The 23159-nt window shown below is 43.5% G+C and carries 18 protein-coding genes; 14 read left to right on the top strand and 4 right to left on the bottom strand.

Going from position 1 to position 23159, the window contains the following annotated elements:
• Nucleotides 1-37 precede the first annotated feature (37 nt).
• On the top strand, nucleotides 38-1024 hold the full coding sequence (gene iolG / locus QWZ05_RS03180) for an inositol 2-dehydrogenase (RefSeq protein WP_290296465.1): 987 nt from the start codon (nucleotides 38-40) through the stop codon (nucleotides 1022-1024).
• A 68-nt stretch (nucleotides 1025-1092) separates the two neighbouring features.
• Here iolG and QWZ05_RS03175 read toward each other — a convergent pair whose 3' ends face one another.
• Together QWZ05_RS03175 and QWZ05_RS03170 are read right to left on the bottom strand one after the other, a co-directional pair.
• Nucleotides 1093-1635 carry a helix-turn-helix domain-containing protein gene (locus QWZ05_RS03175; protein ID WP_290296463.1) on the bottom strand — a complete coding sequence of 181 codons (543 nt, stop codon included), beginning with the start codon at nucleotides 1633-1635 and terminating at the stop codon, nucleotides 1093-1095.
• Nucleotides 1562-2578, bottom strand: a complete 1017-nt coding sequence (locus QWZ05_RS03170) for a LysR family transcriptional regulator (protein WP_290296461.1) — start codon at nucleotides 2576-2578, stop codon at nucleotides 1562-1564. Before QWZ05_RS03170 ends, QWZ05_RS03175 begins: the two co-directional genes overlap by 74 nt.
• Before the next feature lie 297 nt (nucleotides 2579-2875).
• Here QWZ05_RS03170 and QWZ05_RS03165 point away from each other — a divergent pair, with 297 nt between their 5' ends.
• Together QWZ05_RS03165 and QWZ05_RS03160 are read left to right on the top strand one after the other, a co-directional pair.
• Entirely contained in the window at nucleotides 2876-3304 is a 429-nt protein-coding gene (locus QWZ05_RS03165) for a hypothetical protein (protein WP_264876450.1), read from the top strand.
• Nucleotides 3305-3335: 31 nt separating this feature from the next.
• Nucleotides 3336-3947, top strand: a complete 612-nt coding sequence (locus QWZ05_RS03160) for a LysE family translocator (protein ID WP_290296458.1) — start codon at nucleotides 3336-3338, stop codon at nucleotides 3945-3947.
• Nucleotides 3948-3969: 22 nt separating this feature from the next.
• Here QWZ05_RS03160 and QWZ05_RS03155 read toward each other — a convergent pair whose 3' ends face one another.
• Nucleotides 3970-4338 carry a hypothetical protein gene (locus QWZ05_RS03155; RefSeq protein ID WP_264876448.1) on the bottom strand — a complete coding sequence of 123 codons (369 nt, stop codon included), beginning with the start codon at nucleotides 4336-4338 and terminating at the stop codon, nucleotides 3970-3972.
• Nucleotides 4339-4561: 223 nt separating this feature from the next.
• On the opposite strand from QWZ05_RS03155, the gene QWZ05_RS03150 reads away from it, so the two are divergent.
• The 9 genes from QWZ05_RS03150 (at nucleotide 4562) to QWZ05_RS03110 (ending at nucleotide 19166) form a co-directional block, all read left to right on the top strand.
• A complete protein-coding gene (locus QWZ05_RS03150; RefSeq protein WP_290296456.1) occupies nucleotides 4562-6571 on the top strand; it encodes a DUF3466 family protein in 2010 nt (669 codons plus the stop codon).
• 343 nt (nucleotides 6572-6914) lie between these two features.
• A complete protein-coding gene (locus QWZ05_RS03145; RefSeq protein WP_264876446.1) occupies nucleotides 6915-8993 on the top strand; it encodes a DUF4962 domain-containing protein in 2079 nt (692 codons plus the stop codon).
• A 343-nt stretch (nucleotides 8994-9336) separates the two neighbouring features.
• The gene (locus tag QWZ05_RS03140; protein ID WP_290296453.1) at nucleotides 9337-10548 is read left to right on the top strand and encodes an acetamidase/formamidase family protein; all 1212 of its coding nucleotides are present in this window, start codon (nucleotides 9337-9339) and stop codon (nucleotides 10546-10548) included.
• Nucleotides 10549-10736: 188 nt separating this feature from the next.
• Complete coding sequence (locus QWZ05_RS03135) at nucleotides 10737-11351, top strand: winged helix-turn-helix domain-containing protein (protein ID WP_290296452.1); 615 nt, start codon at nucleotides 10737-10739, stop codon at nucleotides 11349-11351.
• A gap of 1 nt (nucleotide 11352) precedes the next feature.
• On the top strand, nucleotides 11353-11766 hold the full coding sequence (locus QWZ05_RS03130) for a hypothetical protein (protein WP_290296450.1): 414 nt from the start codon (nucleotides 11353-11355) through the stop codon (nucleotides 11764-11766).
• A 327-nt stretch (nucleotides 11767-12093) separates the two neighbouring features.
• A complete protein-coding gene (locus QWZ05_RS03125; RefSeq protein WP_290296448.1) occupies nucleotides 12094-12978 on the top strand; it encodes an Ig-like domain-containing protein in 885 nt (294 codons plus the stop codon).
• A 199-nt stretch (nucleotides 12979-13177) separates the two neighbouring features.
• Complete coding sequence (locus QWZ05_RS03120; RefSeq protein ID WP_290296446.1) at nucleotides 13178-15607, top strand: hybrid sensor histidine kinase/response regulator; 2430 nt, start codon at nucleotides 13178-13180, stop codon at nucleotides 15605-15607.
• An 867-nt stretch (nucleotides 15608-16474) separates the two neighbouring features.
• On the top strand, nucleotides 16475-18250 hold the full coding sequence (locus tag QWZ05_RS03115) for a hypothetical protein (RefSeq protein WP_264876444.1): 1776 nt from the start codon (nucleotides 16475-16477) through the stop codon (nucleotides 18248-18250).
• Nucleotides 18251-18404: 154 nt separating this feature from the next.
• On the top strand, nucleotides 18405-19166 hold the full coding sequence (locus QWZ05_RS03110; RefSeq protein ID WP_264876443.1) for an oligogalacturonate-specific porin KdgM family protein: 762 nt from the start codon (nucleotides 18405-18407) through the stop codon (nucleotides 19164-19166).
• 192 nt (nucleotides 19167-19358) lie between these two features.
• Here QWZ05_RS03110 and QWZ05_RS03105 read toward each other — a convergent pair whose 3' ends face one another.
• Nucleotides 19359-20600 carry a serine hydrolase domain-containing protein gene (locus QWZ05_RS03105; RefSeq protein ID WP_390216810.1) on the bottom strand — a complete coding sequence of 414 codons (1242 nt, stop codon included), beginning with the start codon at nucleotides 20598-20600 and terminating at the stop codon, nucleotides 19359-19361.
• Between the two features lie 231 nt (nucleotides 20601-20831).
• Between QWZ05_RS03105 and QWZ05_RS03100 the strand changes: the two genes are divergently transcribed.
• Nucleotides 20832-21683, top strand: a complete 852-nt coding sequence (locus tag QWZ05_RS03100; protein WP_290296440.1) for a helix-turn-helix domain-containing protein — start codon at nucleotides 20832-20834, stop codon at nucleotides 21681-21683.
• Nucleotides 21684-21765: 82 nt separating this feature from the next.
• A complete protein-coding gene (locus tag QWZ05_RS03095; protein WP_264876440.1) occupies nucleotides 21766-23094 on the top strand; it encodes an MATE family efflux transporter in 1329 nt (442 codons plus the stop codon).
• Nucleotides 23095-23159: the final 65 nt, after the last annotated feature.

The raw sequence follows: 23159 nt of genomic DNA, 5'->3' as shown, positions 1-23159 counted from the left end.
GAGTAACGCCTTAAGTACTCTCTTTAAGGAGTCTCCCATGTTTAATATTGCACTGTTTGGTGCTGGCCGTATTGGTCAAGTGCATGCGACTAACATTGCTAGTCACCCCAATACTTGTTTGTATTCACTTGTCGAGTCTTACGATGTGTTTGCAGAGCAGTTTTGTGAGCAATACCCCGGTGTTATTCGCCAAACTGTCGAAGAGGCGTTTAATGATTCTAAAGTGGATGCAGTCGCCATTTGCTCTGCGACAGACACTCATGCCGATTACATTGAAATGGCAGCACGGGCAGGAAAAGCCATCTTTTGTGAGAAGCCGATCGATCTTGATTTAAGCCGTGTGCGTGACTGCCTTGGCGTAGTAGAGCAGCATAAGGTCCCGTTTCTGTTAGGCTTTAATCGCCGTTTTGATCCACAATTTAACGCGCTTAAGAAGGCGTTAACTGAGGGGGCGATAGGGACAACGGCAAGTGTGATTATTACCTCGCGTGATCCGTCGCCACCACCGGCTAAGTACTCAAAAACTTCCGGTGGCATGTTCAGAGACATGACAATTCATGATTTAGATATGGCTCGATTTATACTCGGTGAAGAGCCGGTGTCTGTCACAGCACATGGCAGTTGCATGGTTGACCCAGAGATTGGAAAAGCAGGCGACATTGATACCAGTGTCGTGGTGTTGCATTTCCCTTCAGGCGCAATGGCAACCATTCATAACAGTCGTCGCTCTGGCTATGGTTATGATCAGCGAATTGAAGTACATGGTGAAAAAGGTATGCTCCAAGTGGCTAATGCTACGGAAAACTTGGTCAGCATCAGTGCTCAAGCCGGACAAACTCAGGCAACACCGCAATACTTCTTCCTTGAGCGTTATCAGCAGGCGTATGTGGCTGAGTGGCAACATTTTGTTGATGTATTGAATGGCGAGAAGCCTTGTTGTACTGGTATTGATGGAGAGATTGCATTGACACTTGCTGACGCGGCACTCGCTGCTATGTCAAATAATCAAACGATGAAGCTATAACTACGCTTTATAAGAAGTGACGTGTTGTGAATGAATAGAGGAGTGCTCAGTGAGCACTCCTTTTTTGATCAATATGCTGACGTCACCTTCGAGGGCGCAATCCCCGTAATACGCTTAAATGCGCGTGAAAATTGTGAAATGCTGGCATAGCCGAGGTTCATGGCCACATGCGATACACTGCTTCCATTTTGTAACTGCTCTAGCGCAATATCTGCAATGAGATTGTCGCGCAAACTTCTGAAAGTCAGACCATGTTGATTAAGACGACGCTGCAGTGTTCGTTTCTTAATGTTCGCAATGTCTGCGGCTCTATCTAAGCTAAAATCCAGTTCTAACACGTAAGGTCGCAATGCGCTGAAAATTTGGCTGATACTGCCACCACTGATTTCATTCTCCAGCTTATTTGCTTGCCATTGCTGATCGGCGTTTGAGCGGCTAGGTTGGTCTAAAAGCTCTAATGGAAACCATAACCCTGAGCTGGGCTGACTGTGATAAAACTGGATACTCGTGTCAAAACAGTGATAGATGTGAGTATCATTATTTGACTGAATTCGTGCAACGCTGGGGTGCCAGTGGCGATTGCCAAGCGTTTCTCGCATTAACTCGATCATCACCCTCTCTGGTGGTAAGTGTGTTGAAAATCAGTTGCTTTAACCACTGATGGGGGGCACTTTCCATTGTCCTTTTATGCTCGATTAAATAAATATCAAAGCGGAGACGTTTGTCATTGTTGAGGGCTAAAACAGGTACTAATTTCTGGTTTAACTCTTCGACCGTTGCCAATTTATGCGATGAAACTAGGATAGTATCAGAGCTTTGCATCACATCTACCAGCGTGAGTAGATGACCACTTTTAAATACCACATTACGCTCAAGTCCCTCTTCGTTAAGGTAGTTATCAATCGGGTTTTCAAGCACGGTGTGGGATTGAATGTTGAGTGAAAAATCAACAAAAGGGTAGGTGAGGCAATTATTTAGACTGACTTTTTTCTTGCTGGCTAGCGGGTGATTTGGCGCGACATAAAACAAAGGGTAGGTTGAGGTAATTTTTTCGCATAAGAAGTCACTAGATACGCTTGGTTTTTCGATGTGAATTGTAAAGTCGACATCACGATCAGCGAGCTGTTTCATCGGGTCTCGTTGGGCCGGGAACTCGACTAAACTGCCGTTTGGCGCCTCAGAAACAAAGGCTTTGGCAAGTGGCGCTAACATGAACTGGCTCATTAGTGGAGGTAATGAGATTGCGAAGGCGTGCTCTGTCGTCGCTGGGTCAAAGGAGGTGCTAGTAATGAGATGCTGCATAGCTCGAAGCAGCTCCTCTAACGGTGCTTGCAGTTCTAATGCCTTTTGCGTTGGTACAAGGCCACTAGACTCGCGATAAAACAGTGGGTCATCAAACAGCGCACGCAGTCGCCCCAGTGTGCGACTCATCGCGGGTTGCGATAGGTAAAGGACCTGCGCAGCGCGCGTAACGTTTTTTTCTTTGATCAAAACACTCAGTGACACCAGAAGGTTCAAATCAAGGCGAGAAAGTTGCTGTTCGATTGTCTTCATGAGTTATGCATCCTGCAAATATCATCGAGCTATTGATAGCACTAACACTGATAATATAGTGAGTTAAGCACAAAAGAAAAGAATATCACCGTCAAATAGTTGATGGTTTTGTCGGGCGTGTGAAGCCTGAGTCTAAAATTGACTTGCTGTGATGCTATTAATATTTCTGTAGTTATGCATTGTTATGCTACCTTAGTTGTACTTTGTGTGTTTAGTTGCTTATTGAGTTGATTGAAGGCATACAAAGGTGAGATGGCAATGGCCTGAGTATCGGCCAAGTAAAGGAAGGATTAATCTATGCCATTAGTGAAAATTGAAGTAACCAAGCAGAGAATTCGACTAGAGAGTGACGGCAAGGTTTATGAGTGTCTACCGAGCATCACACTTGACAGTCAAGAGCAGAACATTCTTGCATTTGGTTCAGATAAAGCCGTAATTGGCGGGCATTTGTACTGGCCTTTGAAGATGAATGTCTCTTCGGAAAAAGAGTCGCAGATGTTTACCAAGATTATGCAGTATTGTCTAAAGAACTTGCTAAGTATGCGTACCGGTTGGAGACACTATATTTGCTCTACACCCAAACTTGAAGTGAACCTGTCAGCAGACTTGCTTTCATTGAAGTCGTGGTATCAGAACAACCACGAAAGTATCGGTGCCAGGTCGGTTTCTTTTGTCGATGGGATCGAGAGCTCGCAAGTGAACAATCCACAAACATTAGCCCATTGAATCAGTGCACTAGATAGGTAAGGATACTGATATGGAACACTTTTTCTCAATTATACTTTTTGCCATATCAGCAAGCATTACGCCGGGGCCCAACAATATAATGGTGATGACATCAGGGGCCAACTTTGGCGCCAAGCGTACACTACCGCTCCTAACTGGGATCTGTATTGGTTTCACTCTGATGCTATTGCTCGTCGGCTTAGGCTTTTCAACGCTGTTTGAACAGTTTCCAAGTTTACATTTGATCATCAAGTGCGTTGGCGTTGCGTATCTATTGTATCTAGCTTGGTTAATTGCCCATTCTCAGCAAGGTGTTGAGCAGGATGAAAAGGGCAAACCTTTATCATTTATCAAGGGCGCGCTATTTCAATGGGTGAACGCGAAAGCGTGGATCGTCGCAACAGGGGCAATTGCGGCCTTTACTAGTGGTTCAGAGAACTTCCTATCACAGGTTATGACGATAGCAGGGACATTTTTTGTCGTGTCATTCCCTTGTGTCGCCGTTTGGTTGTTGTTTGGCTCGATGCTCCAAAGTGCGCTCACCACTACTGAAAGTCGAAAGCGCTTTAATGTTGCAATGTCATTGTTGTTAGTTGTCTCAGTTTTCCCTGTTGCTAAAGAAGCGATAGAAATACTTTTATAGCGATATTTTTGGGGAGGGGGTTTTAAGAGACACATATACCTTTCAGCGTTGCACTCTTACACAGCGCGTCAATATGACTTTTCAAAGTGTCGATACTTTCTTTCAGCCCTTGCGAGGCTTCTTGAATTAGTTGTTCTGATATACGTTGGCGAACCGAAGTCGTTTCTTCACTGTTTGAGTTCACTAACCCAATACTGATCATTCGATCTCTATCGATATCGCTAGCAGAGAACGTCACACTGCTTTGTGGAAAACGATAGTTTAAGAATCGCTCGATTGTGCGCAGATATTTGGCTTCAGCATCAAGAAGGTCCTTTAAGCTTAGGCGTCCTTTGTCTTGATTAGAAACGTTAGCTAAAAGTTCTTCAATCGGTTTATGTAACTGGTTCATGATAAAATCTCGCTATAACGAACTGTAATAGACCGAGCTTATGCTCAATAGTTCCAAAAGGCTTATCTTTTTACGCCAGTTTGTTTTAATTGTCTCTAGTGGTAAACTGAAAACTAAGATTTCAACTGGCCATTCATCTCCTCAATATCTCCACATTTGACACATATTGTCGTCGGTTTATTTCAGTACTTTTTGTCGAGGTTCAAAAAGAATGGATTAACCAATGAATGACGCTTTTTCTCGCACATGCCTGATGGTGATGTGCTTTCCCTTTGCAGCTCAAAGTGCTCTTTATCGAGTGATTGAAGTAGAAGCGACCTTAGACACGGACACGTTAGATTATTATGCGACGGCGATATCAAATGACGACACGATAGAGTCATGTTTTACAACTTCATGCTTATCAGACGACTTCACTTTAGCAGGCTATGGTCAGCAAGGCTCGCAGGGCGTTCCGTTTAACCATGAGGTCGCGTTTGGGGTGGATAACTATTTCTACTATAACAACTATGATGATCTAGAAACCTACTGCTATAACGAATTGGGTTATGCGACGTGTGATTCTTGGGCCAGTACTCGTTGGTACGGAGACTATGAAACTAGCACAGGTGGGCTAGAGCAAGAGCGTGAGGCGTATTATTACGCCTCGTATTCGCCGATCTATTTGGGTTTTTTGGAAGCTTTTGGTCAGCTTACTTACAGTGACAATAGAGCAGAGAAATACAGTACAGATTCGTCATTGGTGGAAGGGAGCCAAGATAGTGTTGTTGAGGCGATTGCGAATGAGGGATGGGCAGTAGGCAATGCCACTAGCGGTTACTTTGATTACTACGGCAATTATATTCAGCAATATCGTCGTCGAGGTTTCTATTTTGATGGTAGTAATTACGTCACTTTGTTACCTCAAGCTGATACAACTCTGACCTATGCTGATGAAGAGGGCGAAGCCAATATCATTGAAGATATGGGTACTACGCTCGCGTTCGATAGCTTTGAGTATCCTTCTGGTTCAGGCAATCAATACATTGTAGGCAGCGCTGCCGTTTCGACATTCGACTACACCGATGACGATAAGGATTATGACTCACGTGATGTTTCTGACTGTGTCGATAGTGACACGCCAGCAAACCTAGCGCAGTGTCAAAACTTCGGGTTTGCCACCAAAGCGTTTGTTTGGTCTGTATCGGACGAAGGCAGCACCCGTTTTTCCGTCTCAGATTGGGACAGTGATTATGATAATTATGATGAGGCCAGTGCCCAAGCAAGTGTAAGAGGCGCAGCTGTAATCAATCGTACAGACAGCGAATATGATGGCCTACCAGTTCTGGTTGGTTATAACACAGAGCTGAATGATGATGACTACATGTTAATGCAAGCCGCAATTTTCAGACCGAGCGCGAGCGACACGTTCAGTGTTGAGAGTGAAGCCTGGGAGACGGTGTTCATTTCCGGAGCAAAACTGGAAAGCGATGATACCTACTATTACACCAACTCAGTTGCCAAAGACATCAATGAAAACTTGATAGTGATTGGGGAAGCGAAGCGAGACGGTGACATTCCAGAAAACAACGCGGCAGCAAATCGGATGTTTGTCTCTGATGCGTCAGTCGCATCACCATCCGCCACCTATTTCTCTTCATTAGGGCAGGCTATTTTCTTTAGCGGTGCTGGTGGTGAACTGGGCGCTATCAACAAATATAACGAGATAGTGGGTGAAGTCGATGCTGAAGAGTTGGCGGAGATGGATGGCACCTCACGTCGTCGTCGAGGGTTTATTTACCCGCATGATACCGAAGGGAGTGACTCAGAGCGTGTAGCGCGCTTTAACAGTCAAGCTTGGTGGCTAGATGATCTGACACATGGTGGCGTTTATAGCGATGACAACAACCACTACCGCATCATCTCGGCTAGTGACATTAATGACGCGGGCGTTATCTCTGCCACAGCGATTAAATGTGAAAGTAGCTACGATGATAGTTCACATTTCGCCACCTGCGGAGAAGGGTCGGAAACAGAATATGTTGTCGCGGTGAAGTTGATGCCAATCTTTGGTGCCACGGTTGAATATATTGAAGCTCGCGAGACTGATACAACGACCGTGGAGCGTCAAGGGGCTGCAATAAACAGTCGTTATTTGTGTTGGCTTTTATTGGTCGTGTTGCTGTGTAGGTCTAATTTTCTGGCGTTCAATCAGCCGAATGAGAATCATAGTTTTAGCTTAAAAAAAGGTTAACTTAAGCGATCACTAATTGAGAGTTCTAACTGAACGCACGATGAAATCTACAAAAAGCACCATTTGTAACAAAATGGTGCTTTTTTTCTATCCAATCGTCTATTCTTATCCTCATACTATAGACACTGATGATGTTGCGTACACTCGATGATTAAAGAGAAACATATGATTCAATTGAATGTGACTCTTGTTGTTATCATCAACGATTCGTCCAAACATCTGACCTAGGTCACGAAAAACTATTAAAAATACAATTTTATGACGAAAGTCATTTAATTGTATTACAATAAGACGTATATTGTATCCCATACCCTTTCACTCAATTTGAAATAAGAGAGTTAGCATGAGCAACCAAAAATCTCTTGATGCGATCAGGAAGATGAAGCTGGAGAACGATACTTCAGCAGGTAACCTTGTAGACCTACTCCCAATCGAAGTACAAAAGCGTGACTTTGACCTTTCTTTCCTAGACAACCTGAGCGAAGCGCGCCCGCGTCTTCTTGTTCAGTCTGCTGATCTGGAAACGTTCAAAGCGGCTGTACGCGCAGATGAATCTCACTGCATGTTCGATGACTTCTACAACAACTCAACGGTTAAGTTCCTTGAGACAGCTCCATTTGAAGAGCCTCAACCTTACCCAGAAGAGACTGTAGGTAAAGCTTCTCTATGGCGTCCTTACTGGCGTCAAATGTACGTTGATTGCCAAATGGCTCTTAACGCTACACGTAACCTAGCAATCGCTGGTATCGTGAAAGAAGACGAAGAGCTAATCGCGAAAGCAAAAGCTTGGACTCTAAAACTGTCTACTTACGACGCTGAAGGTGTTACTTCACGTGGTTACAATGACGAAGCAGCTTTCCGTGTAATCGCAGCAATGGCTTGGGGTTACGACTGGCTACACGCTTACTTCACTGATGAAGAGCGTCAGCAAGTTCAAGACGCACTTATCGAGCGTCTAGACGAAATCATGCACCACCTACGCGTGACGGTTGATCTACTGAACAACCCTCTAAACAGCCACGGTGTACGTTCAATCTCTTCTGCTATCATCCCAACGTGTATCGCGCTTTACCACGATCACCCGAAAGCAGGCGAGTACATCGCATACGCTCTAGAATACTACGCAGTACACTACCCACCATGGGGCGGTGAAGACGGCGGTTGGGCTGAAGGTCCTGACTACTGGAACACGCAAACTGCATTCCTAGGCGAAGCATTCGACCTATTGAAAGCATACTGTGGCGTAGACATGTTCAACAAGACATTCTACGAAAACACAGGTGACTTCCCACTATACTGTATGCCTGTTCACTCTAAGCGTGCGAGCTTCTGTGACCAGTCATCAATCGGTGACTTCCCAGGTCTAAAACTGGCTTACAACATCAAGCACTACGCAGGTGTTAACCAGAAGCCTGAGTACGTTTGGTACTACAACCAGCTTAAAGGCCGTGATACTGAAGCGCACACGAAATTCTACAACTTCGGTTGGTGGGACTTCGGCTACGACGACCTACGCTTCAACATCCTTTGGGATGCACCAGAAGAGCAAGCGCCTTCAAACGATCCACTGTTGAAAGTATTCCCAATCACAGGTTGGGCTGCCTTCCACAACAAGATGACTGAGCGTGATAACCACATCCACATGGTATTCAAGTGTTCACCATTTGGTTCTATCTCTCACTCACACGGTGACCAAAACGCGTTCACTCTACACGCATTCGGTGAAACGCTAGCAGCGATCACTGGCTACTACGGTGGTTTCGGTGTAGACATGCACACTAAATGGCGTCGTCAAACGTTCTCTAAAAACCTTCCTCTATTCGGCGGTAAAGGTCAGTACGGTGAGAACAAGAACACGGGCTACGAAGGTCACCAAGATCGTTTCTGTATTGAAGCGGGCGGTAACATCACTGACTTCGATACTGAATCAGAAGTTAAAATGGTTGAAGGTGATGCAACAGCATCTTACAAATACTTCGTTCCAGAAATCGAATCTTACAAGCGTAAGATCTGGTTTGTGAAGGGTAAAGTATTCGTAATGCAAGACAAGGCTGCTCTATCTGAAGAGAAAGACATGACTTGGCTAATGCACACTACATTCGCTAACGAAGTGGCTGACAAGTCATTCACTATCCGTGGCGAAGTAGCGCACCTAGACGTGAACTTCATCAACGAGTCTGCAGACAACATTGAATCTGTTAAGAACGTTGAAGGCTTCGGCGAAGTTGACCCATACGAGTACAAAGATCTTGAAATTCACCGTCACGTTGAAGTTGAATTCAAGCCATCGAAAGAGCACAACATCCTTACTCTTCTAGTTCCAAACAAGAACGAAGGCGAGCAAGTAGAAGTGTCTCACAAACTTGTAGGCAACACGCTAGAGCTAACTGTTGACGGCGAAACGGTTACTATTGAACTGTAATTTGCTGAAAGCGGTTTAGACCCTCTCGAATTCAAAGCCCCGAACGTTATGTGCGGGGCTTTTTTATGCTTCAAGCAAAGATAATTGCGTTAGACAATGAACGCGCAGAGATCACACAGTGTTATTATTCAGTCTGACAAGGTTGTTTGTAAATCGTTTATATAGTTAACAATCTATATGCACTAAGGTGGTGCGTATTGCTTGTGAACAATGCGTACGCTGCCCGCCAAATTAGTATCGTAAACGTTGAATAACCATTCATACAGGTTTCATACGTAATCATAATGCTGGCATATTCATTGCAACTAATTTATTGATTTATATGACAATAAAGGAACTTGTAATGATAAGAAAGTCAATATTGGCCTTGTTGGTTGGGTCGTTCTCAGTAAGTGCAGCGGTGATGGATGGCGTTGAGGTGCTTCAGCCGCTGTATGATGAACCTACTTATATTGAATCAGGGAAATATGCAGACAGTTTATATATTCCTTCTACAGTAGATACCATTTTATGGGGATATCTACCGAATAAACTTACGCCACCCGTAGCCGCAATAGATTCTGGTGATGTTGTGGTGTTTGATACGGTTTCACACGAGGGTATTTTAGAAGACCAAGGTCGTGATCCATTGAAGTACTTTGGCAACTATGGTTATTCTGAAGAATTTGTCCTTCAAGATGCGGTAGATATAACGGCCTCTGATCTTGAACATGACTTCTTCAAAGATGGCCCACACATTGTTACTGGGCCAGTTAAGATCAATGGCGCTAAGAAAGGCGATGTACTCAAAGTCGATATTGTAAAATTGGAGCCACGCGTACCTTACGGCGTGATTTCAAACCGTCATGGCAAAGGTGCATTAGTCGGAGAATATCCACGAAGAAAGCAGCAGCCAAATCCAAGTGCTGAGTTCCCTGAGCGTTATGGCAACGTATCTATTCTTTCTCCAATTTTTAAAGAAGGTGATAAGTACTTCGGAAAGTTAGCTTCTGGCGATAAGAATATCGTCTTCCCGTTGAACCCATTCATGGGCATCATGGGTGTTGCCCCAGATAAAGAGTTTCCTATTCACTCAGTGCCACCACAATATTTTGGCGGTAACCTTGATGTAAAAGATCTGGTTGAAGGATCAACTGCTTACTATCGCGTTAACGTTGATGGCGGCATGTTCTTTACTGGCGATAGTCACTTTACACAAGGTGATGGCGAAGTAGCCTTGACCGCTCTTGAAGCCTCTGTTCGTGCAACCTTCAGATTAACAGTTCTTAAAGAAGGTGCCGACTCTATTCCTGGTGCCTTCATTGATACCCCCCTCGGTGAAACGGCGGAATTTTGGATTCCTGTTGGTCTTGATGAAGATTTAAACATTGCGATGCAAAACGCAACTCGTGAATCAATCCGTTTCTTAGTTAACCACTACGGTATCAGTGAAGAGATTGCGTTGGCGTATCTAAGCGCAAACACCGACTTCGCTGTATCTCAGGTCGTGGACAAAACTAAAGGGATTCACGCAAAAATTCGTAAGTCTGATTTTGCAGAATTTGACGCTGACTAACAAACAAGACTAAAGCTAATACAAAAAGGGGTCAGAGCCAATTGTTCTAATTTGGCTCTGACCCCTTTTGTTATGTGATCTTGAGGCAATTTCAAGGGCATTAACGTCAGCAAACTTGCCCGCTATGTATAATCGTGCCGTTTTTAATTACTAGTCGTAAATAGGGATAAAGACGGACAGCGAAATCAATGATTATTGTATTTGAACATAATGATATGCAGGTGTGTTTGGCTACAGGCTATTTGACGTATGGCAGCCAGTCAGATTATATCGCTCCAAAAGTCATGGACTGTATAAAAGTGTTGTCACAAGCGTCACTACAAGAACAGCATGTGACTCCCACACAGTTGAAAGAGAGTCTTTGGCCAAATAAAGAAGTGTCAAAAGAGTGTGTTGCTCAGATAGTCAGTCGTACGCGGAAACTCATAGGCGATAGCAAAAAGCGGGTTTTGATATATGAGCCCTGTAAAGGCTATAGGATGAACGGTGTCGACCTGTTAGCTCTAGATGAAGGAGACCAACAGGTTTTAGAGGATAACGATGCACATTCAGTATTTAAAAAGGCAAAGCTAGCGTTAGTCTTGATACTAATCGTGGTGCTAATGACTTTTGGCCTTGTTGAATGGTATCTAACTTCAAAGGTTCTTCGAGAACATATAAATCCAACGTTGAGCATCAATGTGATAGACGGCCAAGCGATAGAGCTCGAAGACCGTGGAGATTCTTACCGTTGTCAATTGAATAAAGAGAAAATGATAACGATATGTAGACAGACTGCATTTTCAAAGAGTGAGGTAAAGTGAGGTGAAGTTAAGAATCATGTACCTAGTTTCCGCGCTCATCGTTGTTTTGACTACTGTATTTGCACTGCCTTTAACAGGGAGCAAAGGAACACTAAATGGTTTTTACTATGGGGCAATGATGTATGACGGGTATGGCAATGCGACGATATCGATAAAAATCGATGGAAATAGTGCACGTTATTCAGCGGTTCATCACATTGAAGGGAGAGAACAACGCAGTATAGATGATTGTCTGATCGAGTTTGAGCATATTGACGATAACATATATCAAGCCAAAACGGTCGGTGGCTCCTGTGGGCAGTATTCAACAATACCATTGAGCATAGAAGTTCGAAGCGACTATATCGTCGCGAGTAAACTCTATGTTCATACAGCGGATGTTTTTGATCGGCCGATTGTGTTGTATCGGGTGTAGCGTGTGAAAAGAGCGATAGATTGAGCAATTACATTTGTGGTCGAAAAATCTCCTGCTCAGTACGGAAAAGAATCGATTTATAAAGATAACGTGATGTTAGTCCAATTGTCATCGCTGTCATTGTTCAAGTTTTCAGTAAGTAATTTGGAGAAAAAATATCTAAATTGTTCCAATCAACAACCAAAGTATAAAAGTAGAACTTTATGGGCTTGAGTTAGTTTGACTTTGTTTTATTAGTTTAATTTCAGTGTCTTAAGTATGTTTCTCATCGAGGGGATTTCAACAATCGAAGTCCACAGTACATAAACATTAGACTTGGGATCAAAAATGAGTGTTAAAACAAAGTTAATTCTATCTACATTAGCCAGCAGCTTGGCATTTGCATCTTCAGCTATCGCGTTAGAAGACTCTACATCGCTACTAGAGGTTTTTGTGACGCCTTACGGGATTACGTTAGATGAAGGACAAACTCACCAGATGAATGCTCGTGGGTTTTATGGAGATCGTTATGAAGTAGTGACCGAAAAGGTGGAGTGGCATAGTTCAAATCCTGAGACAGTGCCAGTTACTCGTGACGGTGTGGTTTTTGGATCATCAGTAGGTCTTGGACAAATTTATGCGACGTTGGATGGGCATGAGTCGACCAACCCAGCAACTGTCACCGTCGGTGAAGCCACCATCGATGAACTGGAGCTTGAACTAGCAAACCGTAACTTAACGGTTGGAGATGTTGTTCAAGCAAGAGTATTTGCTACCTTATCTGACGGTCAAAAGATTGAGGTGACAGAGTCGGTAGATTGGAGTTACGCAGCTGAAAATAACGCATTTGAGATTAGTAATAGTGGAGAGATTACCGCACTAAATGAGGGGTGGGGCATGGTCTCAACTCGAACGGAGAGCGTATCTTCAAATCAAATTCGCATCGATGTTTCTGATGCGTCTGGTCCAATTTATGATCTAGTAATTGCAACCCCAAGCTCAACAACCCTTGCGGTTGGTAATGCGTTTAAACCTAGTGTTCAGGGATACATTATTGGTCAAGGCTTTGTCAGCATTGACAAAATTGATGGATATTATATTGAAGGCACAGATGTCGTAAGGGCACAAGCAGGCACAGAGAATGTGATTGCTATTTCAACTGGAACCGCGAATGTCTACCCAATTGCTGGTGGTATGCAAGCAGAGTCACCAGTTGTTATTACAGTTGAATAGAAGCTAAGAGGCAACTAAATGTGCTTTATATATTAAGGCACAGCGTGTTTTCGTAAAGTATGAACCCAAGGGTTGTGATGCAGCTTCTTTATCACAACCCTTTTTTGCTCGCACTTTGAAAAAAATAGAGCAATTAATGTTCGTTAAATCCACAAAATGGCCTAAAACTAAATATAGAGGTGTGATTTCAGGGCTTTACATGGAAAAGAACCAGAGAAACAAACAGAGCATTAAGGCGATCATTTCACGGGGCTCATTGGCGATCGTGCTGTTTCTGTGTTTCTACCTCTATGCGAGCCATCTTCTTAAAAATAAAGAAAGAGAGATGGTGGATCTTCAACTGAGTCTCTCACAAGCCTATGGTGTGATGCTTTCGCTTAGAAGGCAGGAGCAGCAGTTTATTTCTACTAGAGAAGAAACGCTGCAGGAATCACTTGATCTCAAACGTACCGAACTGATTCATCAGTTGACAGAAATTGATGAAAAGGTGGTGCAAAGTGGTCTTGACGTTTCTTTCGACTACGCGAAAGTCATTGAATGTCTGGATGAATACCATACCGCTTTTTCATTACTCGCGCTGGAGCTAGTAAGCATACATGGGCGAGGGGATCAGACTGGTCTCATTGAGAAACTTAAAAATGCAACGGTGACGCTCGAACGTATTGTTAATGAAGTGAATAATGAGAGGCTTGAAGAGTTGACGATTGAGTCGCATGACTTGATGTATCAGTTTTTTACTGGCTTTGAACAGCAGACGCTGGATCAAATCGTTGAGTCGTTATTTAATATTCAACATGAAATAGACGAGAATGCACGCACAATTACAGCAAAGGCGTCGTTCAATAACTTCAAACGTCATTTTTGGCGCCTGCAACGCGCATTAAAAAGCGTAGGATATACCTCTGATACTGGCCTTAAGGGTGAGCTGACAAGTAGTATCTATCTTGTCGAAGATGAGCTAAACCTACTCTTTACTGAAACCCCGAAACAGATTGCTATGAACTTACAGCAGGTAGAACTGTATCGACATATCTCTACGGGTGCATTAGGTGGGATCACACTACTGGTACTGTTCTACATCGTGTGGCGAGCTAGCCGTCTTGAATCTGAATTACTGGTTTCACAAGAGAAAGAGCGACAAGCAAACCGCGCAAAGAGTGCGTTTCTTGCCAATATGTCTCATGAGATACGCACGCCTCTGAATGGCGTGATAGGTATGTCAGAAATATTGGCAGAGACCAAATTGTCACCTGAGCAGAAAGATTGCCTTGGAACGATCAGTGCTTCATCACAAACGCTGCTTATGTTGATTAACGATGTTCTCGACTTGTCTAAGATTGAATCAGGTAAGCTAGAAATTAATCCTCACACGACTGATTTAAGGGAGCTACTGTTCGATAGCGCGACTCTGATTTCGTCCAAAGCTTATCAAAAGCAAATCAAGCTTGCTGTAGAGGTTGATGACGAGCTCCCGGAGTGTATTTATGTCGATGAGAATAAGATACGCCAAGTTTTGATGAACTTTGCGTCAAATGCGGTCAAGTTTACTCACCAGGGCTCAATCGTATTTGCTGCAAAGCGGTGTTCTCCACTTGATAAAGAGTGCGTTGTGGAGTTCTCTGTTCGTGACACTGGCATCGGCATCGCTGAAGATCAGTATGAGCACATTTTCAAAGAGTTTTGCCAAGAGGAAGCGAACACTTTTTCGAACACTGTCGGCACTGGTTTAGGGCTCAGCATTTCGTCACGCATGGTAGAGATCATGGGTGGGACAATAGGTGTCGAATCAGAGAAAGGTGTTGGCAGTTGCTTCAGTTTCCAATTGACTGTGGTGCAATCTGAGCATGCTGAGAGTCAAAAAAGAACAGCAAGCGTTGTGTACTATTCGAGCTCGCCATCAAAACTGTTGCTCGATGATTTATTCAGATTTGGTTACTCACCACGCCTAGAGTCTTCGCAAGTACAATTCACAGAACAAGTACTTCCTGATATCGCCTTTATGGAGGATATTGAGCAAGCGAAAGCACTACATCACCAAGCGCCTGAGACCAAAATAATTATGGTCAAAGATAACCTTAGCGACCCAGTGAAAGAGTGCGACTTTGTCTCTGGGTATGTCACCCTTCCTATGCTTGGGTCTCGCCTAAGCAGTGTACTGAATTCACTATTTGAAAGAGTCCAAAACTCCAAACCGGAAGGTGCAAACGGCAACCTACACAAGAAAGTATTGGTTGTTGAAGATAACCGCGTTAATCAGAAGGTGGTGTGTGTCAATTTGGACAAGCTTGGGGTTGAATATTGGATTGCGAATGACGGGCAAGAGGCCATTGATTTATACCGAGAGCATCATCAAGAGATAGGTCTCGTGCTGATGGACTGCATGATGCCCAATGTCGATGGTTTTGAAGCAACTGAGAAAATTAGACGGCATGAAGAAGATCTGCAGCTAACAGCAACACACATTATTGCTTTGACAGCCTCTGTGCTAGATGACGATGTTAAACGTTGCTTTGAATGTGGGATGGACGACTATCTTCCAAAGCCGTTCAAACGCGACATGTTACTGCAGAAAATCGATGCACAGCAGTTTATCCAAGACCCACAGCCGGCCGGCGAAAACGAACTTTGAGCCTTGCCTGCTTGAAGAGGATTAGAGTATCAGTACAGACAAGAGCGAACACAACGGACTTATGCAGCGTTTGAATTGATACTGATACTCTAAATTATTTTACTTAATTACTACCTTCTCAACCTACGTTAAACGTAGGTTTTTGTTCGCAATACATCCTAACCGTTTTAACTAGACAGCTAGAGTGACTGACTGTCATGCCTAAGATGCTATTTGAATTTCAAAGAAGGCTCTCTGTAATACCTGTTACATCATGTTACATATTCTTGTATTACAAGAAAGGTGAGTTGTATAGAAACGAGATCGAGCGCATACTTTTTGTCGCTGTTTATACAATTACAGTTACCTAAATCACTTAAAGATAGTTGATAATTGCTCCGATGGTTATTAAATAACCCCTCATTATGTTTTATTTCTCTCCACTGTCTTTATCTTATTTATTAAATGAAAATAGCTTCATATTATTATTTATAATAAGGGATCTTGTTCTGAGGAGAAGACTGCGGCTACCTATGCATTTGTTACTTAAATAGCTGATTATTAGCAAGTTAAATGGCTATTGAGGCATCTTGGTTTCGAGCAATTTTCTGTAAAGCAACAATTACCTTCGTATTAGAATAAACAACGTTTTCTAATTTGCACTTAGTTGTATATGAACCAGTAATAATCCATAGCAGCTGCGCGGTTAACACTTACTTACGCTTAGTAATACTTTGTGATCTAGCTATCAATTATCCCCTTAAAATGTAACTGAATGTGAGAGAGATCATTATCTCCTAGGTTTGACGTTGCTCGCAAAAGTCCTTTTGTCTAACAATATGACATAACAAAAACGCGAAACAGAAACATAATGATAAGGACATTCCCATGTTAAAAATTACAAAGGTTGCTGCAGCGGTCGCTCTTACTACAGGTCTCCTCGCTGGATGTAATACTGATTTACGAGATTATGAAGAAACGGTGACTCCGGATCCTACACCAGAGTCTGAACTAAGCGGTGGATACTGGGAAATGACGGAATCTAGCGCCTATGCAAGTGGCGATGAGCTAGATTTACCTAACGTGTATGTGTTTGATGGTACGACACAAAAGTACTACAACGATGATGATAATTTCGGTACTTACACCATTTACACTTCAACTTTTACTGAAGACATTGATAACCAAACCATTACTTTTACGTACTATGATACGTCAGATGTCGAGAGCACTACTGAACTGACAGGTTCATACAGTGTTGAAGATGGAGCTCTAACTATTAGTGGTACTGAAATTGGTGCTCTCTCTGCCGACGATCAGTCAGAAGATGAATCTGTCAAAGAGGCAGTAACAGAAGCAAACCAGGAAGCTGGCGTAAACGGGTACGTTCAAATCCTTGATACTAACGTTGGTGGAACGCTTGAAGACACCGGAGAACTGCGTATTAAACTAGCAGATTCAACGTCAGTGTCAGAGATTGCTTCAGGTAAGCTAACCGTAGATGTTATCTACCAAAATCACGAAGCAACGGAACAAGAAGCCGATGGTTCTGGTGATAATGCATACATCTCCTTCTACGCAGCAAAAACTTCTAACTCAAACCTTCACGGTGAAGTCGCTTTTGAAAATGGCAAGATTAAATACCGTGATGCTTCAGGCTCACTTACTGAAACTGACGGTACGTTTGAACTAGGTGACGATCTAAGTGTAGAAGTGACCTGGGCGGCGGATACGTTCTCATTCTCTGTTAACGGAATAGAGTACGGTTCTGGTTTAGCTGTTGCTGATGGTACAGCGGTTACTTATATATCATTACGTCTAGGCGACAACGGCAATACCACGAACTTTGAATTCCTTGGTGATAATCTAAAAGTTTACTCAAATGATTCTGGCGAAGAGACACTAGTTCTAGAAGAAAACTTCGATAGCTATTCGGATGGTTATAACCTTGCTTCTACCTACAATAGCAGTACCAATGAAGCGACAGTGATTGTTGAAGGTGGTGGTGATAATCCGGAAGAGCCATCAGATGTAACTGATAACTTTGATAGCTATTCTGCTGGCACACAGATTGATCAAGCAAATTCAGCTTATGTTGCCGATGGTGTTGACGGTACGACAACTATTGCACAAGTCAGTGATGCTCAAGCTAAATCGGGTGACAACTCACTCTACGTCAAAGATGACAGCACAGAAGGTAAGGGCGTGGTTTCTCGAGCCTTTGCTGATGGTGCAGCTGAAAGTGGCTCAGTGACTACATCAGTTTATATTCCTGCTGACGGTTACGTAAAATCAACCTACTTATATTTAGGAACATCTGAGAGCGGTTCATCTAGCAAACGCTTTACCGAAGTAGCGTTTGGTTCCTCTGAAATTAAATTCCGCAACGAAAGTGGCAGTCAAAAAGTACTCGCAAAATATGCGCAAGATACTTGGGTTGATGTCACTCTTGCTTGGGCACCTTCTTCAAGTGATGACACATACGATGTAACCGTCTCTATCGATGGCACTGAGTATACAAGCTATGACGATGAAGGCACGGCGGTTCCACTGAAAGCCGAGAATGACACCGGTGCACCAACACTATTCGCAGTATACAACGGTGATACTAGCTCAACCGGCACATATACCTACTTTGATGACTTAGATTCAGAATTATTTTAACTCTGATTGCAAGGGTGTGATGGGTGAGGGCCCATCACATCACTATCTTGCCAGTCATCCTTTTTATTGAAACTAAGCGCAATAACCCCATTGCGTGGAATTAATTTTAACTTTCATGGGTGCATGGAGCACTCTTAAAACAGCGAGAAACAACATGAAAGCAGTGACTACCATCGCGGCAATTGTAAGTGCAACTCTACTAGCAGGTGCAGCTTCTGCAGCGACATTAGACTACCGTGCAGAATACAAACACGATGATGAAAAATATGCACACCGAATCAAGATCAGTGGCGGTAAAAAACTTAGCGATACAGTAAAACTCAACTTTGGTGTAGAGCAGAAGTTCCAAAGTTTAGATCAAACTAATTTCTGGGATCAGGTGTCGGCAGGGGACTCAGAGTTTTCTTGGGACGTACGTTATGCTCTCAACGACCAGTGGTACCTACAACCAGGTATGCCAATTACGTTTGCTGACAACAGCGAAAAAACCACTTATAAACCTCAGCTTCGCGTTGGCTACAAGTCTTCATTTGGCTTAACGACAGCTCTACGTTACCGTCATGAGTTCCAAGTGTATACAGATGATGCTGGCAATAAAACGCTGACAGATGGTACTAGTGTTAGTGTCGCAGGTAAGACAGTAGAACAAGGAAAATGGACACTAACAGGTTCATACAAGTTCAAAGACAAAGAGTGGCAAAAACTGAAACTGGGCTACGAAATCAACTATAACAAAAACTACGACGAAGTTCGTCTAGATAACAACAAAGATTATGACTGGGATGCAGGTGTGATTGTTGGTTATCAAATGGGTGACTTCCGTCCGTATGTTGAGCTTTGGTCAGTAAAAGCAGGCGGTTCAACGGATGATGAGCGTCAGCTAAGAACGCGTCTAGGTCTAAAATACAGCTTCTAATATTTAAACTACGTCACCTCTGACATTGTGTTTAGGGAATAGGCTCCTTCGGTTATTGAAGGAGCCTTTTTTTGACGTAGGCATAGTTCAAAGTTATTGAACCAAGAGTCCCAACAATAGGGGGCCAGAGTCATGAGCCATTCACAAAGGCACTCACCTTTGTTGACTCTGACCCCACTGTTTATTCAGCGGCTATTTGGCAAAAGACTTCGCAATTTTACGAGCATAGGTCTCTTCTTGGTTTTGGCCGTCACCTGAGGAGAAGAAGGCTACCACCAGGTCTTTGCTAGGGGAGATATACAACCCCTGTCCACCCACGCCAGATTTAAACAAGTCACCATCTTCAAAAATTGCATCAAACTGATAAGCATTTTTTAGCACTTTATCGTCGTAAAATGAGTGGATAAATTTCTGACCAGCAAAGCCTTTGCTGTAGGCTTCCGGGTTACCTGAATGTTGGATCAACTCAATGACTTTGTTATCGATCTTTTTACCCGCAGGCAATTGACTAGCAGATGGCGTTAGCATCATTCCGTATTTCGCCATATCTTCAAGAGTTGAGTTCATTGAGAAGAAATGAAGAGGGTAGCCCCCTGTAGGTGAGACAGCAACAAAAGCATCGTTGTTGGCACCCATACGTTGCCACATATTTTGCGCGACGGTTTCATTCATCGGCATATGAGTAGCAGACTCAACAATACGGCTGACAATAAACGTATTGATAGAGTTATATTCGAATCGCTCTCCACCAGGGAAGCGACGATGCATCTCTGAGATGGTTTGAAGTGGTGTTTGCTCAGATTGACCTTCAAACAAACCAATTGATACTGCCCATTTAAACCAAGGCTGCTCTGGATTGGTGCGAGAATCGTGGTTGGGTTCATCGTGCTCGGTAGCGTTAAGGCCAGTTGCCATGTTTGCGGTCTCAAGCACCGAGACTGTATCCCACACTGTGTCCTTCAACTGAGGTAAATAATCGGAAACGGGCTTGTGAGGGTCAACCTTTCCTTCTGCCACTAAACGCGCTAATTCTAATCCAGACGTGATTTTACCATTAGAAAACCAATTGTGTTTGTCGGTCTTGCGCATGGTGTTATAGCGTTCGAAAATGATGTTGCCATCCTTAATAACCAGAAAGCCATCAACAGGGTAGCTATCTAGGTGCTCATCGAGTGTTTTAGTTTCGCCATGAACAGTTGCGGTTAACTGACCAATATTCTCATCCAGAGCGTAAGGCAGAACGTGCACTTGACCATCACGGGTAATTTGCGCGGTCGGAAAAAAACGGCTCATGTTTTGCCACGCGTAGATCGACTCTACATCAGGAAACTGTATTTTGACTCGATTCCCCTCGTGCTGAAAGAAATCGTGTACTCGATAGATTTCTGCCGGAGTAAAAGACTCGTTAACGATAGGATTCGCCACACCTGCCATAGGGAGGGCTGCTAAAAGTGCCGCAGTGCATTTATGAGTAGTTTTCACGTTATAACCTCACTGATGAAGAGGCACTAACATAAGAACTTACTCAAATAATTACGACTCTCTTTTGCAGGGTGAGATCCATCAAGTGGCTCTCAAACCTTGGGGTCAGAGCCAAAACAGCACAATTGACTCTAACCCCACAGTTACGCACACTAAACACAGTCAAGTGAAGCGAAACTAACGATGAGTAAATCAATAAAGCCAGTCCGACTTATTTTGGGTGAACCATGTCGAGCGATAGAGCCTCCTTTGGTTCAAGAAGAGCCGTTTTTAGATCCACACCGACATGAGTACTGGGAAGTGGTTTGGTGTCTGGATGACAGTGGTCACCAAAGTATCGATTTTGTCGATTACGATAACAAGAAAGGTCGCTTCTTTACTATCTCCCCTGGGCAAGTACACAAGTCAGATGCCGTGGGGAGCAATGTTCGCTTGTTGGTCTTCGCCCATGGCTTTGTCGAGACAAATACACGCAGCACACAACTTGTTGATCGCGTCTTCTCTACGCACAAACAGCAGTTACCATACTTGGATATCGGCGAAGAGAGCGAGCACTATTTAGTGTCTATTTTCAATATGATAAAAGATGAATGCGCGCGAAAAGAAATGTGCGACTGGCCGCTGGTGGAGTCACTGATTAATAGCTTTTTACGTTATATGCTTAAGTTTGCCATTCAAACGGATGAGAAGGGAGAAGAGCGAGATCCGCGAGTCGCTTTAGTAATAGATTTGATTGAAAAGCACTACACCAAAGAGAAGAAGTGCCAGTTCTATGCAGACTCTCTTGCGTTAACCAATAAGCGTATCAACGAGATAGTGAAAGCGGATTTAGGCAAGACAGTCTCCCAGCTTATTCATGATCGGATTATGCTCGAAGCGAACAGAGACTTGGTCTTTTCTACTAAGACCATCAAAACCATAGCGTTTGAATTAGGCTTTGAGGATCCCGCTTACTTTAGCCGCTTTTATCGAAGTAAGATGAACGAGTCACCTGCCGAGTTTCGATTGCGATGTGTAGATAGTACAACACTATAAGCAGATAATCCCTTTCTAGGCCCTGAGGTTGTGATGATAATACCCGCCACTTGTTTCACTTTATAGGGCCTTTGCATTTCTCATGGCGATAAACTTAAAAACAGATCCTATCTCTAAGTCATTTTACCAATATCTATGGCCAGCCTTGACTGGTATGGTGATTAAATCACTATTTATTATTGGTGATGCCTTCTTTATTGGCCAAGGTGTAGGACCTGATGGTCTGGGTGCTATTTCACTGATTATCCCTTCATTTTCAATCTTTACTGCGATAGCCATGATGATTGGTATCGGTGGTGCGGCGAAAATGTCGATTGAGGTTGGGAATGGGAACCTAAAAACTAGCCAAATGTGGTTTAGTCAGTCCATGCTATTGACGGCGATTCTGTCCACGACAGCGGTTAGCCTAGCGTTAATTTGGCTTGAGGAGTTGATTGCGCTAATGGGGGCGACTGGATATATGGCGCAGCTGGCGCATGATTATCTGTCAGTTTTATTGCCATTTTTTGTTATTTATTCACTGGCTTGGGTACTTTCGTGCTTTGTTCGCAATGATACCAATCCAAAGCTTGCGACTTGGGCAATGTCTACTGGCGCAATAACCAACCTAGTCTTGGACTACATCTTCATTATTCAGATGGATATGGGGATGAAAGGCGCTGGTTGGGCGACGGCCATCAGCCAAATCGTCATTGTTGGTATTCTATTGAGCCACTTTGTGCAGAAAAAAGGTGAGCTAAAACTCAGCTTTACAGGCTTAGGTTTAAATAAAGCACCTGAAATTTTGAAGATGGGAACACCAATCTTCTTTATCGAGCTTACATCGGCAATGACCATCATCTTGTTCAACTACGTGTTGTTAACCCAATTTGGTGAGAGCTATATCATCGCCTATGGCCTAACCACCAATGTAGGTGTGTTAGCTCTGTTCGTGATGGTCGGGATTTCCCAAGCGTGTCAGCCAATCATCAGCTTCAATTACGGAGCCAATAAACACGATCGTATTGATGAAATATTGAGCTTAGGCCTTAAGGCTGCAATAGGCAGTGGTGTTGTGTTTTTGACCGCAGTGTGGCTATTTTCAAACACCATCGCAGGTGCATATTTAGGTGATGCCCAAGAGTTGATTGAACTGGCTTCAATTGCACTGAGCTTCTTTTTCCTTGGTGTACCCCTAATGGGCTTTAACATGGTCGTTGCAAACCTGTTCCAAGCGATTGCCCGACCAAAGCAAGCAACAGTGATCTCACTGGGGAGAGGGTTTGTGTTTGTCGCACTAGGCGTATTGATTCTACCTATCCCATTTCCTACTTACGGTATTTGGGGCAGCATATTATTTGCAGAAGCGGCGACAGCCATTATCAGCTTCAGCATGTTACGTTCATTTATGAAGTCAGAGCTGAGTAAGTAATACTTGAAGCATAGAAAAAGGCTCATAGAACCCAAGGGTCTATGAGCCTTTACCAACGATTTTAA

The sequence above is a fragment of the Vibrio agarivorans genome (genome assembly GCF_030409635.1).
Lineage (GTDB): Bacteria > Pseudomonadota > Gammaproteobacteria > Enterobacterales > Vibrionaceae > Vibrio > Vibrio agarivorans.
Note: the sequence above shows the minus strand (reverse complement) of the source record. Positions and strands in the feature narration are given on the sequence as shown.